Raw genomic sequence first — 17,244 nt, 5'->3', positions numbered from 1 at the left:
CGGCGCAATCTCGCGTCGGCGCCGTCGGACGTCTTCCATACGCTCAGGTCCGCTTTTCCGGCGCCGCCGTCAGCGTCGCGGGCCGCCGCTCGTTCCGCGACGAGGTCATGCAGCTTCGGAGCCGCGCAAGGCGTGTTGCCCGCCTTCCCCGATCCGACATCCCGTCCTTTACCCCCCTCTCTCAATACTTACGCTTCCGCTTCCCTCCACAGATCCCGAGACATCTGCCGGCCCGCAAGACCCGGACGGACAAGGTTGTCGAAATTCGACGGTTTTCCTCTTCGTCCGGTGACAATCGGCGGGTCTGTGACGGGTTGTAACGAATTGCATCGGCCGGCCATCGGATTGCACCTGTGAACAAACCGGATCCATGCAAGATCGTGTGTGGCGTTGAAGCGATTACCTTTAGTATAGGATTCGCGGGGTTCTGAAATTGTGGGGGTAGTAGCGATGCGCAGGCGGGTTCCGAACGGTGCGGGCATGAGCGGGCGTCCCGGCAAGTCCGGCAAGCCATCCTCCTCCATCCTCCCGATGGCCCTCGAACCACGCTTCATGTTCGATGCGGCCGGCGTGGCGACCGTTGCGGAAACGCATGTCCAACCCGACCAGCCACTGCCGGATGCCCAGCCGGACAGCCAGTTGGGCAATCCCGATGCCTGGCAGCCGGATGCGGCCAAGGCTCCGCAGGCAACGGACACGGCGGCCTCCGGCCAGGCCGTCCCCATCTCCCCCGCCCCGCCCTCCGCACAGCTTTCCACGCAGACCCCCGTCCTGGCCTTCGATGCCCAGGTGCAGAATCAGGAAACCTACCGGTCGGTGGTGTTCGTCGACACGTCCGTTGTCGATTACCAGACGCTGATCAAGGACATCGCCCCCGACGCCAAGATCGTCCTGCTCGATTCCCAGAAGGAGGCGTTCGGCCAGATGGCGGACGCGCTGTCCGGCATGTCCGGCCTGGAGTCCGTCCAGGTGGTCAGCCACGGCGGCGAGGGGCATCTCTACATCGGCGGCAGAACCTATTGGACGGCGGGGCTGGAGAACCGGGCGGCCGACCTTCAGGCGATCGGCAAGGCGCTGCGGCCCGGCGGCGACCTTCTGTTCTATGCCTGCAATGTCGGTGCCGGCCAGAATGGCCAGGATTTCGTCCAGACGATCCACCGGCTGACCGGCGCCGATGTCGCGGCGTCCAGCGACAACACCGGCAGCGGCGAGGACAAGAACTGGACCCTGGAGGTTCGGACCGGCGCGATCGAGGCGGCGGCCCCCTTCGCCCAGGCTTCGATGGATGCGTTCACCGGCACCCTGCAGACCAGGACGGTGACGCTGGCCTCGGGGACGACGGGAACCGACGCGACGGCCGGATCGCTGAACTACCAGATCACCAACGCCGCCGACGGCGATGTCATCGTCTTCGATCCCACCCTGAAAGGAACGGCGGTGTCGCTGGGAACCGGCTCGGCCAGCCCGCTCACCATTTCCGGCAAGAGCCTGACGATCAACGGCGACGTCGACAGCGATGGGATCGCCGACATCGCCCTCAACGGCGACCTCGACACCAACAGCGATACGACCTCGACGGATGCCCGCGGCATCACCCTGAATGCGTCCGGCAAGACGCTCACCGTCCAGAACCTGGTCTTCGAACGGTTCAATGGCGGAGCGGCAGCGGGCCTGGGGGTCCTGAGCGCGCAGAACGGCACGGTGAATGTCGAGGGCGTGACGTTCCGGTACAGCTACGGCACGACGCTGGCAGCGCTCGCAACCGGGACCTTGAGTGTCAGGAACTCGCTCCTGCTCGACGGAAAGGGCACGGGCGCAAGCACCAACATGTTCGCGCCGATCCGGTCCAGCGGAGCCTCCCTGGTCGTCGAGAACACGGTCATTGCCAACAACAGCTACACGAGCAGTTCCACCGACGCCAATCTGATTGGCGGCATGATCATCATATCCACAACGAACACATTCGACGCCAAGATCCGCAACGTCACGATCGCCAACAACACGACAGTCAACACGGTGTCCAACGGCCTTGCCTCCGCCGGCATTTCCGCCGGTGGGTCGTCAGTGGGCGCCGGATCGAAGCTTCTGGTCGCCAACACCATCATCGCCGGCAACAGCGGCAGCATGAACGGCACCGCCCTGAGCGATCCGAACTCCGTCAAGGTTTCCTCCGGCGCCTCTGCGAACCTCACCCTGACCGATGTGAACAACTACAAGGGCACCATCGGCGGAACGGCGACATTCAACGATGAAGCCAACCGCGATTACCGGCCCGCTTCGACCGCAACGTCCTTCATCAATGCAGGCGACGGCAGCACGGCGACGAACACGGGCGGAAGCTACGACATCCGCGGCATGGACCGCATCCGCGACGGCGCCCTCGACCTCGGCGCCTATGAAGTGCATTGGAATGCGGGCACGCCGACCGCCGACCTGAACGGGTCGGGCGCCGGAAGCAACGAAACCGTCAACACCGCCACGCCCGCATCCGGCGTGCTGATCGCCCCCAGCGCCGTCCTGGCGCAGACGGACAGCGACACCCGCCTGCTCCGCGGCACCATCGCCCTGTCCGGCACGGCGGACGGCGCGGCGGAAATGCTGAGCGTGTCGGCGTCGGATGTCACCACGATCAACGGCTATGGCATCAGCGTCACCGGCAACGGCACGGCGACCATCACCCTGATGGGTGCGGCGAGCGTCGCGAACTATCAAGCGGCCATCCGCCTGATCCAGTACAAGAACACCTCCGGCAGCTACACGTCGGGCACCCGCACGGCGACGGTCACCGTCAATGACGGCGAGACGACCAGCAGCGCCCAGACCAGCTCGATCGTCGTCACCGGCGGCATCTCCATCCCCTCCATCATCTCGGCCACCTACGATGCCGCCACCAACCAGCTGGTGGTGACGGGCAACAACATCGCCGACGGCGACAGCATCGACGTCACCAAGCTGACCCTGACCGGCGAGGGCGCCAACAGCTATGCGTTGACCGGCAATTCCACGGTCACCTCGGGCCCCAGCTCCAACGTCTTCACCATCACGCTGGGGGCAACCGACCAGGCCTTCGTCGAAGGGCTGCTGAACAAGGACGGCACCAGCTCCCAGGGGGCGACGACCTACAATCTGGCGGCGGCGGCCAACTGGAACAGCACGCAGTCGGCGCCCGCCGACACGACCGGCAACGGCGTCACCGTGTCCAGCACCCAGAAGCCGGCGATCGGCTCGGTCACCTACGACGCATCGACCGGGGTGCTCACGGTCACCGGCACCAATCTGGTCCACCAGCCGGGCAGCAACAACGACATCGACCTGACGAAGCTGACGGTCACCGGCCAGGCCAGCGGCACCGCCGCGCTGACCGGCGCGGTGGAGATCACCAGCGCCACCAGCTTCACCGTCACCCTCAGCGGGGCGACCAAGACCAGCGTCGACGCCCTGCTGAACAAGAACGGCACCAGCTCCACAGGCGGCACCACCTACAAGATCACCGCGGCCGACGACTGGAACGGCACGATCTACGGCGACATTTCCGATGCCACCGGCGCCGGGATCACCGTGTCGGGCAACAACAGCGCCCCGGCCATCGCCAATCTGAACGCCGACAGCGTCGCCTGGGCCGGCGTCGGCGCCACCGTGACGCTGGACGCCGGCACCGCCGTCACCGTGTCCGATGCCGAGAACGGCGCCGGCAACTGGAGCGGCGCCAGCCTGACAGTGCAGCGGTCGGCCACCAGCGGTACCGCCAGCGGCGCCTGGTCGGCCGACGTCTTCGGCTTCGGCGGCAGCTACACCGTCACCCCCAGCAACGCCACGTCCGGCACCATCGCCGACGGCGCGACGCAGTTCGCGACCTACACCAACACCGGCGGGGTGCTGACGGTCACCTTCGACGGCAACGCCACCGCGGCGCGGATCGGCACGCTGATGAGCGGCATCAGCTATCGCAACGACACGCCGGCCGGCGACGCGACGATCCGCTTCACCCTGGACGACGGTCACGGCGCCAGCAGCACGGCCGACGTGGCGGTGACGACCAGCTTCATCTATGTCACCGGATCCGGCGACGACTCCACCATCGACGCGACCGACGGCGTCGGCCTGCGCGAGGCCGTCGCCATCGCCAACGGGCAAGCCGGCACCCAGACCATCGTGTTCGGCAGCGGGCTGGCCAGCCAAACCATCACGCTGGGCTCCGATCTGGCGATCGGCGAGAACATCACCTTCGACGCCGACGCGGCCAGCGACCTGACCATCGCCGGCAGCACCATCACCGTCGCGACCGGCACCACCCTGACGCTGAGCAACGGCAGCGGCGACACGCTGACCGTCTCCAGCAAGATCTCCGGCAGCGGCGGCGTCACCAAGACCGGCACCGGCACGGCGACGCTGAGCGGCGGCAACGACTACAGCGGCGCCACCACCGTCAGCGCCGGCACCCTGACGGTCAATGACGGCATCGGCGACAGCAGCGCCGTGACGGTGACGAGCGGCGCCACGCTGGAGCTGTCCGGCAGCGAGACCATCGGGTCGCTGGCCGGCGGCGGCACCGTCACGCTGAACGCCAACACGCTGACCACCGGCGGCGCCAACACCAGCACCAGCTTCGACGGCGTCATCGGCGGCACCGGCGGCCTGACCAAGGCCGGCAGCGGCACCCTGACCCTGACCGGCACCAACGGCTACACCGGCGCCACCACCGTCAATGCCGGTACGCTGGAACTGAACAGCAGCGCCGGCACCGCGCTCGCCGATGGCAGCGCGGTGACGGTGGCATCGGGCGCCACGCTGAGCCTGGCGTCGGCGAGCGAGACCATCGGCACGTTGAGCGGGGTCAGCGGCGCCACGCTGGCGCTGGGCGGCAATGCGCTGACCGTCAACCAGGGGACCACCGGGACCTTCGCCGGAGCCATCACCGGCACCTCGGCGGCAAGCCTGACGCTGACCGGCACCACCAACAATACGACACTGACGCTGTCCGGCACCACCAACAGCACCGGCTTCGCCGGTGGCATCACCGTCACCAAGGGCTGGCTGGAGGTTTCGAGCGCCGGCAACACGGGCACCGGCACCCTGACGCTGAACGGCGGCACCCTACGGGCAAGCACCTCCTTCACCAACAGCAACAGCATCGTCATCGGCAGCAGCGGCGGCACGTTCAGCACCGGCTCCGGCAACACCCTCACCATCGCCGGCACCATCAGCGGATCGGGCAGCTTGACCAAGGGCGGGGTGGGCAATCTGGTCCTGTCCGGCGACAACAGCAGCTTCACCGGCGCCTTCACCATCGGCAACGGCACGGTCACCGTCAGCCACGCCAACGCGCTGGGCAGCACCGCCGGCGGCACCACGGTGTCGAGCAGCGGGGCGCTCGCCCTGTCGGGTGGCATCACCATCGCGGAAAATCTGACCCTGTCGGGCACCGGCGTGTCGTCGGGCGGCGCGCTGATCAGCGCCAGCGGCACCAACACGGTCAGCGGCACCGTTACGCTGAACGACGACACCACCGTCACCACCACCAGCGACCTGACCCTGTCGGGCGTGGTCAGCGGCAGCTTCGGCCTGACCAAGGCGGGCACCGGCACCCTGACGCTGACCGGCACCAACAGCTACACCGGCGCCACCACGGTCAACGCCGGCACGCTGGCGCTGAACAGCAGCGCCGGCACCGCGCTCGCCGATGGCAGCGCGGTGACGGTGGCATCGGGCGCCACGTTGACCCTCTCGTCGGCGAGCGAGACCATCGGCACGCTGAACGGGGTCAGCGGCGCCACGCTGTCCATCGGAGCCAACGCCCTGACCATCAACCAGGCCAGCAGCGGCACCTTCAGCGGCGTCGTCAGCGGATCGGGCAGCCTGACCAAGACCGGCAACTTCAACCTGACGCTGGACGGCAACACCAACCGCACCAATTTCTCAGGCACCCTCACGATCGACGGGGCCGGCTGGATTGTGGTGGGGGCCGCCAGCAACCTGGGCAGCGGCGACATCACCCTGACCAATGGCGGCCACCTGCGCCTCAGCGGCGACATCACCCTGCCCAACAACATCGTCGTCGGCACCGGCGGCGGTTCCATCGGCAATCTCGGGGGGACCAGCTCCACCATCTCCGGCACGATCAGCGGATCGGGCGCGCTGGAAAAGAACGCCACCGGCACGCTGACCCTGTCGGGCAACAACAGCAGCTTCACCGGCAGCATGACCGTCAGCGTCGGCACCCTGATCGTCGCCCACAACAACGCGCTCGGCAGCACCGCCGCCGGCACCACGGTGGCGAGCGGCGCGGCGCTGTCGCTGTCTGGCGGCATCACCATCGCCGAGAACCTGACCCTGTCGGGCACCGGCGTGTCGTCGGGCGGCGCGCTGATCAGCGCCAGCGGCAGCAACACGGTCAGCGGCACCGTCACCATGGCGGCCAACACCACCGTCACCACCACCAGCGACCTCACCCTGTCGGGCGTGGTCAGCGGCAGCTTCGCCCTGACCAAGGCGGGCACCGGCAGCCTGACGCTGTCGGGCAGCAACACCTACACCGGCGCCACCACCGTCAGCGCCGGCACGCTGGTCGCCGGGAATGCCAACGCGCTCGGCACCACCGCGGCCGGCACCACCGTGTCCAGCGGCGCCACACTGGCGGTGGCAAACAACGTCACACTGGCGGAAGCGCTGACCGTTTCCGGCACCGGCGTGTCGTCGGCCGGCGCGTTGCAGGTCACCAGCGGCAGCGGCACGGTCAGCGGCACCGTCACCATGGGCGCCGACACCACCATCGGCGTGTCGGGCACCGGCCTGACCCTGTCGGGCGTGGTCAGCGGCAGCTATGCCCTGACCAAGGCCGGCACCGGCAGCCTGACGCTGTCGGGCAACAACACCTACACCGGCGCCACCACCGTCAGCGCCGGCACGCTGGTGGTCACCCACGACAACGCGCTCGGCACCACCGCCGCCGGCACCACGGTGGCGAGCGGCGCCACCCTGGCGGTGGGAAGCGGCATAACGCTGGCGGAAGCGCTGACCGTCTCCGGCATCGGCGTGTCGTCGGCCGGCGCGTTGCAGGTCACCAGCGGCAGCGGCACGGTCAGCGGCACCGTCACCATGGGCGCCAACACCACCATCGGCGTGTCGGGCACCGGCCTGACCCTGTCGGGCGTGGTCAGCGGTGCCTATGCCCTGACCAAGGCGGGCACCGGCACCCTGACGCTGTCGGGCAGCAACAGCTACACCGGTGCCACCACCGTCAGCGCCGGCACGCTGGCCGTCGCCCACAACAACGCGCTCGGCACTACAGCCGCGGGAACCACCGTCAGCAATGGCGCCGCGCTTGCCATTGCCGACGGCATCACCCTGGCCGAGGCGTTGAATGTGAGAGGCTCCGGCGTATCGTCGGGCGGCGCGCTGCAGGTCACCAGCGGCAGTGCCACCGTCACCGGCGACATCACCTTGACCGCCAACACCGTGATCAACGTGACGGGCACCGGGCTGGCCCTGTCGGGCGTCATCTCCGGTTCCGGCGGTGTGATCAAGAGCGGCACCGGCACGTTGACGCTGTCGGGCACCAACACCTATACGGGCGCCACCACCCTCAACGTCAACGGCGGCACGCTGGTCGTCACCGGGACGCTGAACGGCGCGTCGGCCGGTGCGGTCACCCTCGGCAGCAACTCCACGCTGGCGGGAACCGGCACCGTCAACGGCGGGATCACGCTGGTGTCCAACGCAACCCTGGCCCCCGGCATCGCCGGCACCAACAGCGGCGTCGGCACCCTGACCATCAACGGTGGGCTGACCATCCAGTCGGGCGGTATCCTGGCGGTCGATCTGGCCAGTGCCAGCAGCTACGACCAGGTGGTGGTCACCGGGGCGGTCAGCATCGACACCAATGCCACCCTGACCACCGGCGGCGCCTATGTCCCGTCCCGGACGACGAACGGCGACAGCTTCGTCATCATCTCCAACGACGGCAGCGATGCCGTCACCGGCAACTTCAACGGGCTGACGTCGGGGGCGTCGATCACGCTGAACAGCGGCACGATCACGATCAGCTATGCCGCCGGCAGCAACAGCAACGACGTCGTGTTGACCGGGCCGGCCAACCAGGCGCCGGTGCTGGGCGGCACCTTCACCGGCGCCGGCACGGTCAACGACAACGCCACAATCACGCCCTTCGCCGGCGTGACGATGACGGATGCCGACGACAGCACCGGCACCTTCACGGTCACCATCACCTACACCGCGGCCAACGGCACGCTGTCGAGCGCCGGCGGCGGGCTGAGCGGCACGGCCGGCAACTACACCCTGACCGCCACCACGCCGGGCGGGCTGCAGACCCTGCTGCAGGCGCTGGTCTTCACCCCCACCAACAACCAGGTGGTGCCCGGCACCACGGTGCAGACCACCTTCAGCCTGACCGCCAGCGACGGCATCAGCAGCAGCAGCGCCAACACCGGTACGGTGATCACCACCAGCTCGATCAACGACGCGCCGACCGACATCGCCCTGTCGAACAGCTCGATCAGCATCTTCGAAGGCGCCAACGGCGTGGTCGGCACCCTGTCGGCCACCGACGCCGACACCGGCCAGACCCTGACCTACACGCTGGTCAGCGGCACCGGCGACACCGACAACGCGCTGTTCAACATCTCCGGTACCTCGCTGCGGGCGAACGACGCCACCACCCTGACCAGCGGCCAGAGCTATTCGATCCGCGTCCGGGTCAGCGACGGCACCGCCACCTACGAGAAGACCTTCACCATCGGCGTGACGAACGACCTGGTGGTCGACGTCACCGCCATCGACAGCAGCGCGCCGAACGGCACCTATGCGGCCGACAAGGCCGACGGCGGCGGCCTGGATCTGCGGGAAGCGATCGCGCTCGCCAACAACATGTTGGGCAACATCACCATCCGCTTCGCCAGCACGCTGAACGGCACCATCACGCTGCCCGTCAGCCTGACGGTGCGCAGCGGCGTGACGCTGGCGATGGACAGCGACACCAACAGCCGGTCGATCACCATCACCGGCAACGGCTTCACGCTGGGCAACAGCTTCGGCGTCAGCGTCGACACCGGCGACACGCTGACGATCAACTCGACGCTGGCCGACAACGGCACCAACACCGCGGCCCTGACCAAGAGCGGCGCCGGCACGCTGGTGCTGGGCGGCACCAACAACACCTCCAGCGGCAACACCGGCATCAACACCATCACCGTCGGCGCCGGCACGCTGTCGGTGGCGGGCGACGCCAACCTGGGCACCGATGCGGTGACGATGAACGGCGGCACCCTGGCCGTCACCGGCGCCACCACCATCGACAACGACCTCACCCTGTCGTCCGACAGCAGCATCACCAACGCCAACGCCGTCACCCTGTCCGGCGCCATCACCGGCACCGGCGCCCTGACCAAGCTCGACAGCGGCAAGCTGACGCTGAGCGGCTCCGGCAACAGCTGGTCCGGCGGCTTCACCATCCGCAACGGCGAGGTGGAGTTGGGCACCACCGGCACCATCGGCAGCGGCACCATCACGCTGAACGGCGGCACGCTGACCACCACGGCGACCAGCCAGACGCTGACCAACGCCATCGCCATCGGCAGCAGCAACGGCACGGTCAAGACCGCCAACGCCCTGACCCTGTCCGGCATCGTCAGCGGCAGCGGCGCCCTGACCAAGACCGGCAGCGGCACGGTCACCCTGTCGGGCAGCAACAGCCACAGCGGGTCGGTCACCGTGTCGGCCGGCACCCTGACAGCATCGGGCGGCTCCGCCATCGGCGACGGCAGCGCCGTCACGGTGTCGACCGGCGCCACCCTGGCGCTGGGCGCCGCCGAGACCATCGGCTCGCTGTCCGGTGCCGGTACGGTGACGCTGGGCAGCTACATCCTGACGGCCGGCGACGGCACCAACACCACCTTCTCCGGCGTGCTGTCCGGCACCGGCGGGCTGACCAAGGCCGGGTCCGGCACCCTGACCCTGTCGGGCAGCAACACCTACACCGGCGCCACCAGCGTGTCGGCCGGCACCCTGGCGCTACAAGGCGGCGCGTCGATCGCCGACACCTCCGCCGTGACGGTGTCGGCCGGGGCGACCCTGTGGTTCGACGACAGCGTGAGCGAGACGATCGGCTCCCTGTCCGGCGGCGGCACGGTCACTCTCAACAACGGCACCCTGACCATGGGTGGGGACAACACGTCCACCACCTTCTCCGGCGTCATCGAGCAGAACCAGACCGGAAACATCGTCAAGACCGGCACCGGCACGATGACGCTGTCGGGCACCAACACCTACACCGGCACCACCACCATCAGCCGCGGCACCCTGTCGGTGACAGGCGCCACCAACATCAGCACCGGCGCGTTGACGATCGACAACGGCACGCTGGCGATCACCGGCACCGGCGCCAGCCTTGCCAACCTCATCACCGCCGGCACCTTCGGCGCCACCGTCACCGCATCCAACACCGCCACCCTGACCGGCGTCATCAGCGGCAGCGGCAGCCTGACCACGGGCGGCAGCGGCACCCTGACGCTGTCGGGCGCCAACACCTACAGCGGCGGCACCACCGTGTCGGACGGCACGCTGACGCTGTCGGGCGGCAGTGCCATCGCCGACGCGGGCGCGGTGACGGTCAACTCCGGCGCCACCCTGGCGCTGGGGGCTGCCGAGACCATCGGCTCGCTGTCCGGCGCCGGTTCGGTGTCGCTCGGCAACTATACCCTGACCACCGGCGGCAACAGCAGCACCAGCTTCTCCGGCGCCATCAGCGGCACCGGCGGGCTGACCAAGGGCGGCACCGGCACCCTGACCCTGTCGGGCGCCAACACCTACACCGGCGCCACCACCGTGTCGGCCGGCACCCTGACCGTTTCGGGCGGTTCGGCGATCAGCAACAGCAGCGCGGTGACGGTCAACTCCGGCGCCACCCTGGCGCTGAGTGCCGCCGAGACCATCGGCTCGCTGGCCGGCGCCGGTTCGGTCACGCTCGGCACCTACACCCTGACCATCGGCGGTGACAACACCAGCACCAGCTTCTCCGGCGTGCTGTCCGGCACCGGCGGGCTGACCAAGGGCGGCACCGGCACCCTGACCCTGTCGGGCGCCAACACCTACACCGGCGCCACCACCGTGTCGGGCGGCACGCTGACCGCTTCGGGCGGCTCGGCGATCAGCGACAGCAGCGCGGTGACGGTCAACTCCGGCGCCACCCTGTCGCTGGGGGCTGCCGAGACCATCGGTTCGCTCACCGGTGCCGGCTCGGTGACGCTGGGCAGCTACACCTTGACCGCCGGTGGCGACAACACCAGCACCAGCTTCTCCGGCGTGCTGTCCGGCACCGGCGGCCTGACCAAGGGCGGCACCGGCACCCTGACCCTGTCGGGCGCCAACAGCTACACCGGCGCCACCACCGTGTCGGGCGGCACGCTGACCGCTTCGGGCGGCTCGGCCATCGCCGACGACAACGCGGTGTCGGTCAGCTCCGGCGCCACCCTGGCGCTCTCTGCCGCAGAGACCATCGGTTCGCTGAGCGGTGCCGGCAACGTCACGCTGGGCGCCAACACCCTGACCGTCAGCCCGTCGAGCGGCTCCACCAGCTTCTCCGGCGTGCTGTCCGGCACCGGCGGCCTGACCAAGTCGGGGGCCGGCAGCCTGACCCTGTCGGGCGCCAACACCTACACCGGCGCCACCACCGTGTCGGCCGGCACGCTGACGGTGTCCGGCGGCTCGGCCATCGCCGACAGCAGCGCGGTTACGGTGGCGAGCGGGGCGACGCTGTCGGTGCCGGACACGGAAACGGTGGGGTCGATCGCCGGCGCCGGCGCCATCGTGCTGGGCGGGACTCTGACGGCCGGCGGCAACAACACGTCGACGGAGTTCAGCGGCGTCATCAGCGGCTCCGGCGGCGCGACGCTCACCAAGCAGGGCAGCGGCACGCTGACCCTGTCGGGAACCAACACCTACAACGGCGGCACCAGCATTTTCGCCGGCACGATCATCGCCGCCTCCACCGGCGGTCTGGGCACATCCGGCGTCGATCTGGCCGCCGGCACGACGCTGAGCTTCGCGGTGACGGGGAGTTTCGGCAACTACATCCAACTGAGCGGCGCCGCCACCATCGACGTCGGCTCGGGATACGCCGCCACCCTCAGCAACACCATCGACGGCTCCTTCGACCTGACCAAGTCGGGGGCCGGCACGCTGACCCTGTCGGGCAGCAGCACCTACAGCGGCAGCACCACCGTGTCGGCGGGGACGGTGCTGGTGACAGGCGCGCTGGGCGACACCAGCGGGGTGACGGTGGCCTCCGGCGCCACGCTGGGCGGCACCGGCAGCATCTTCGCCAGCGGCTCCTCCAACACGCTGACGGTGGCCTCCGGCGGCACGCTGGCCCCCGGCGTCGCCGGGACCAACAACGGCATCGGTTCGCTGACCGTCAACGGCAACCTGTCGATGAGCGGCACCCTGGCGGTCGAGATCGCCGGCACCGGCTCCCCCGGCACCAACTACGACCAGGTGATCGTCAGCGGCGGCGTCACGCTGGCCAGCGGTTCCAGCGCCGTCACCGTTACCCGTGTCAACGGCTTCACCCCCGTCAATGGCGCCACCTACAAGGTGATCGACCAGACCGGCAGCGGTGCGGTGTCCAGCACCCTGTCGGGGCTGGCGCAGGGCGCCACGCTGAACACGAACAACGACCTCTACACCGTCGATTACGCCGGCGGCACCGGCAACGACCTCGTCCTGACCGCGCTGGTCAACCCGACCGTCTCGTCGGTCAGCGCCAGCACCGCCGACGGCAGCTACAAGGCCGGCGACACCATCACGATCACCGTCACCTTCAACCGGGCGGTGACGGTGACCGGCACACCGACGCTGGCGCTGGGCAACAACAGCCGGACCGCGACCTACGCCAGCGGGTCGGGCACCACCACGCTGAGCTTCACCTACACGGTGCAGGCCGGCGACACCTCCGCCGACCTCGACTACGCCTCCACCTCGGCGCTGGCGCTGAGCGGCGGCACCATCCTCGACAGCTCCACCAACCTCGCCGCGATCCTGACGCTGGCGGCGCCGGGAGCGGCCAACTCGCTGGGGGCCAACAAGGCCATCGTCATCGACACCACGGCACCCAACGCGCCGAGCGCGGCGGACATGACCGCCGGCACCGACACCGGCACCTCCAGCACCGACAACATCACCGGCAACGCCACCCCGACCTTCACCGGCACGGCGGAGCCGAACAGCACGGTCCGGCTGTACGACACCGACGGCACCACGGTGATCGGCACCGGCACGGCAGACGGCAGCGGCAACTGGTCGATCACCGTCTCCACCCTGTCGCCGGGCAACCACACAGTCACCGCCAAGGCGACCGACGCCGCGGGCAACGTCTCGACCGCCTCGACCGGCCTGCCGATCACCATCGACACCGCGGCGCCGGCCACCCCCGGCACGCCGGTCCTGGCGACGGCCAGCGACACCGGCACGTCGGACAGCGACGGCATCACCCGCACCACCACCCCGACCGTCACCGGCACGGCGGAGGCGGGATCCACGGTGACGCTGTACGACACCGACGGCACCACCGTGCTGGGCACGGCGACCGCCGACGGCTCGGGCAACTGGAGCATCACCAGCTCCACCCTGACGGCGGGCACGCACAGCCTCAGCGTCAAGGCGACCGACACCGCCGGCAACACCTCCACCGCCTCGTCCGGCCTGTCGGTGACGGTCGATACCACGGCGCCGACCGTCTCCTCCGTCACCTCCTCGACCCCCAACGGCACCTACAAGGCCGGCGACACCGTGTCGATCCAGGTCGTCTTCTCCGAGGCGGTGACGGTCACCGGCACGCCGACCCTGGCGCTGGGCACCGGGCGGAGCGCGACCTACGCCAGCGGGTCGGGCGGCACGACGCTGACCTTCACCTATGTGGTGCAGGATGGCGACACCGCCGCCGACCTCGACTACGCCTCCACCGCGGCGCTGGCGGGCACCATCGCCGACATCGCCGGCAACGCCGCGACGCTGACCCTTCCGGCGACCGGCGGCGGGTCGTCGCTGGCCGGAAGCAAGGCGATCGTCATCGACACCGCGGCCCCGACGGTCAGCGCCGTCTCGGCGGTGAACGGCACCTACCGGGCCGGCGCGGCCATCGACGTCACCGTCACCTTCTCGGAAGCGGTGACCGTCAGCGGCACGCCGACCTTCGGGATCACGCTGGACAACGGCACGGTGGTGCAGGCGGCCTACCTGTCGGGGTCGGGCGGCACGGCACTGACCTTCCGCTACACCGTCGGCACCAATCTGGTCGACGCCGACGGCATCGGCATCGGCGGTTCGATCAGCGGCGGCAGCATCGCCGACCTGGTCGGCAACAGCGCCATCCGCACGCTGAGCGGCATCGCCAGCATGGCGGGCGTGCGCATCGACAGCGTCCCTCCCACCGTCACCGACGTCACCTCCAGCACCGACAACGGCACCTACACCACCGGCCAGACCATCTCGATCCAGGTGACCTTCAGCGAGGCGGTGACCGTCAGCGGCACGCCGACGCTGGCCCTGAACACCGGCCGCACCGCCACCTACAGCAGCGGGACCGGCACCAACACGCTGACCTTCACCTACACGGTGCAGGCCGGCGACGCCGCCGTCGATCTGGACGCCGTCAACAGCTCGGCACTGGCCGGTTCGATCACCGACATCGCCGGCAATGCCGGGGTCCTGACCCTGACGGCGCCGGGCGACTTGCGGTCGCTGGGGCTGAACAAGAACATCGCCATCGACACCACGGCGCCGTCGATCCGCAGCATCATCGTGCCCACCGACGGCCTGTACGGCGTCGGCAAGACGCTGAGCTTCTACATCCAGGCGAGCGAGGTGGTGATCGTCAACGGTGCTCCGACGATCACGCTGGACATCGGCGGCCAGACCCGCCAGGCGGTCTACAACAGCGCAGCCAGCAGCGGGGCGATCCTGCGCTTCGACTATGCCGTGCAGGCGGGCGACAGCGACAGCGACGGCATCGCCGTCACCGGGCTGAACCTCAACGGCGGCAGCATCGCCGACAGGGCCGGCATCCCGCTGCCCGTGGCGCTGACCGGCGTGCCGGGCCTGCAGAACGTGCTGGTCGACACCGTCCCCCCGGCGACCCCCTCGGTCCCGGTGCTGGCGGCCGGACAGGACACCGGCCTCTCCGCCAGCGACGGACTGACCAACCTCAACCGTCCGACCGTCGGCGGCACGGCGGAGCCCGGCTCCACCGTCACCGTGCTGATCGACGGCGTCGCGGCCGGCACCACCATCGCCGGGTCCGACGGCAACTGGAGCTTCACGCCCACCACCCCGCTGGCCGACGGCAGCCACGCCATCACCAGCCGGGCGACCGACCAGGCCGGCAACAGCAGCGGCACCTCGGCGGCGCTGACGCTGACCATCGACGCCACGGCGCCGGCGCTGTCGACCCCGGCAATCGCCGGTGCCGACAACACGGCCAACGTCATCTCCACCGGCCGTCCGACCCTGACCGGCATCGCCGATCCGAACAGCACGGTCACCGTGATCGTCGACGGCGTGGCCGTCGGCACCGCGACGGCCGGCAGCGACGGCCGCTGGAGCTTCGCCGTCGCCAGCCCGCTGGCCGACGGCGCCCACAGCGTCGTCACCACCGCCACCGACCGCGCCGGCAACATCGGCCGGTCGGGCACGTTGAACCTGACGGTCGACAGCCAGGCCCCGACGGTCTCCGCCGGCGGGAGCGCGCCGACGCTGAACGCAGGCGGCACGGCGACGCTGGGATCCGCCGTCTCGCTGTCGGACGCCAGTTCGCTGAACCAGGTGATCGTCACCCTGACCGACGCCCGCAGCGGCGACGAGCTGGTGATCGGCGCCCTGCCGGCCGGCATCGCCGCGGCCCGCGACGGCACCAGCATCGTGCTGACCGGCGTGGCGTCGGCCGCCGACTATCAGGCGGCGGTGCGGGCGATCGGGCTACGGTCGGGCGCCAGCGACCCCAGCTTCGCCGGCACGGCGACCAGCCGGTCGATCGCCATCCAGGCCCGCGACCTCGTCGGCAACAGCTCGACCGCGGCAACGGTGACGGTCGCCGTCGCCCGCGTTACGACCACGACCACGACCACGACCACGACGACACCCACCGTCAACACGACCAACAGCCCGGCGGTCACCACGACGGTCACCAACAGCGGCAACGGTCCGTCGCAGTCCGGCAGCTCGACGACCGGCTCCTCGTCGAACGGCCCGTCCTCCAACACATCCTCCGGCAGTGTGCTGGGCGGCAGTGTGCTGGGCGGCAGCGTTCTGGGCTCCGGCGGGTCCGGGCCGAGCCTGCCGGGCAGCAGCGGCACCGGCGGTGCCGGCACCCCCGGCGGCTCGTCCAGCACGGATGCCGGCCGGTCGGTGACGCTGGGCAGCGTGGGCGGCAGCTCGTCCAGCACGGACGCCGGCCGGTCGGTGACGCTGGGCAGCGTCAGCGGCAATTCGTCCAGCACGGATGCCGGCCGGTCGGTGACGCTGAACAGCATCGGCGGCTCCGGTTCCAGCAGCGGCTCCGGCAGCGGGCTGGGAGGAAGCGGCCTCGGCGGTGGTCTGGGCGGCGGTCTGGGTGGCGGTCTGGGCGGCAGCCTGGCTGGCGGCGGCCTTGGCGGCGGCAACCTGGGCGGCACCGGTCCGGGCGGCACCGGCTTGGGTGCTACCGGCTTGGGCAGCGGTCTCGGCACCGGCGGCACGCCCGGGGGGACCGGAACCGGCACGGGTGCCAATACCGGCGGCCAAAGCACTTCCGGCCAGACCGGCACCCAAGGCAACGGCCTGAACAACGGTCAGGGTCAGGGTCAGGAGCGGGGCAACGGCCTCGCCACCGGACAGGGCCGCGGGCCGGCGGCCGGACAGCCGGGACCCCAGGCTCCTCAGGGCCAGCGAGGGCAGGGCCAGCAAGGCCAAGGCGAACCTCAGGTCCAGCCCCAAAACCAGAACCAGCCCCAGAGCCAGGGCGCCCCTCAGGATGGCGGCGGCACCCCGGCGGACGGGGCCGGACAGCCGGCGGACCGTGGGGCGGACAGCCGTGCCGAGATCATGCCGGCCTCCCCCGGCTTCGCCCGCCAGGTCGCCCGCGCCCATGGCGGCCCGGCCGGTGCCGCCGACCTGCTGACGGCCCTTGCCAACCACATCCTGCCCGACAGCTGGGCCGCCTGACGGCGGTCCAGCTCCTGGCAGCGCCTTTTCCCTCCA

1 protein-coding gene is annotated in these 17,244 nt (G+C 70.0%); it reads left to right on the top strand.

All coding sequences use genetic code 11. The features are described 5' to 3' along the window. Positions 1-480 precede the first annotated feature (480 nt). Positions 481-17,208 carry an autotransporter-associated beta strand repeat-containing protein gene (locus tag A6A40_RS32230; protein WP_146191628.1) on the top strand — a complete coding sequence of 5,576 codons (16,728 nt, stop codon included), beginning with the start codon at positions 481-483 and terminating at the stop codon, positions 17,206-17,208. The last annotated feature ends 36 nt before the right edge of the window (positions 17,209-17,244 follow it).

Origin of the sequence: Azospirillum humicireducens (genome assembly GCF_001639105.2) — a bacterium.
In the GTDB taxonomy this organism is placed as follows: domain Bacteria; phylum Pseudomonadota; class Alphaproteobacteria; order Azospirillales; family Azospirillaceae; genus Azospirillum; species Azospirillum humicireducens.
Note: the sequence above shows the minus strand (reverse complement) of the source record. Positions and strands in the feature narration are given on the sequence as shown.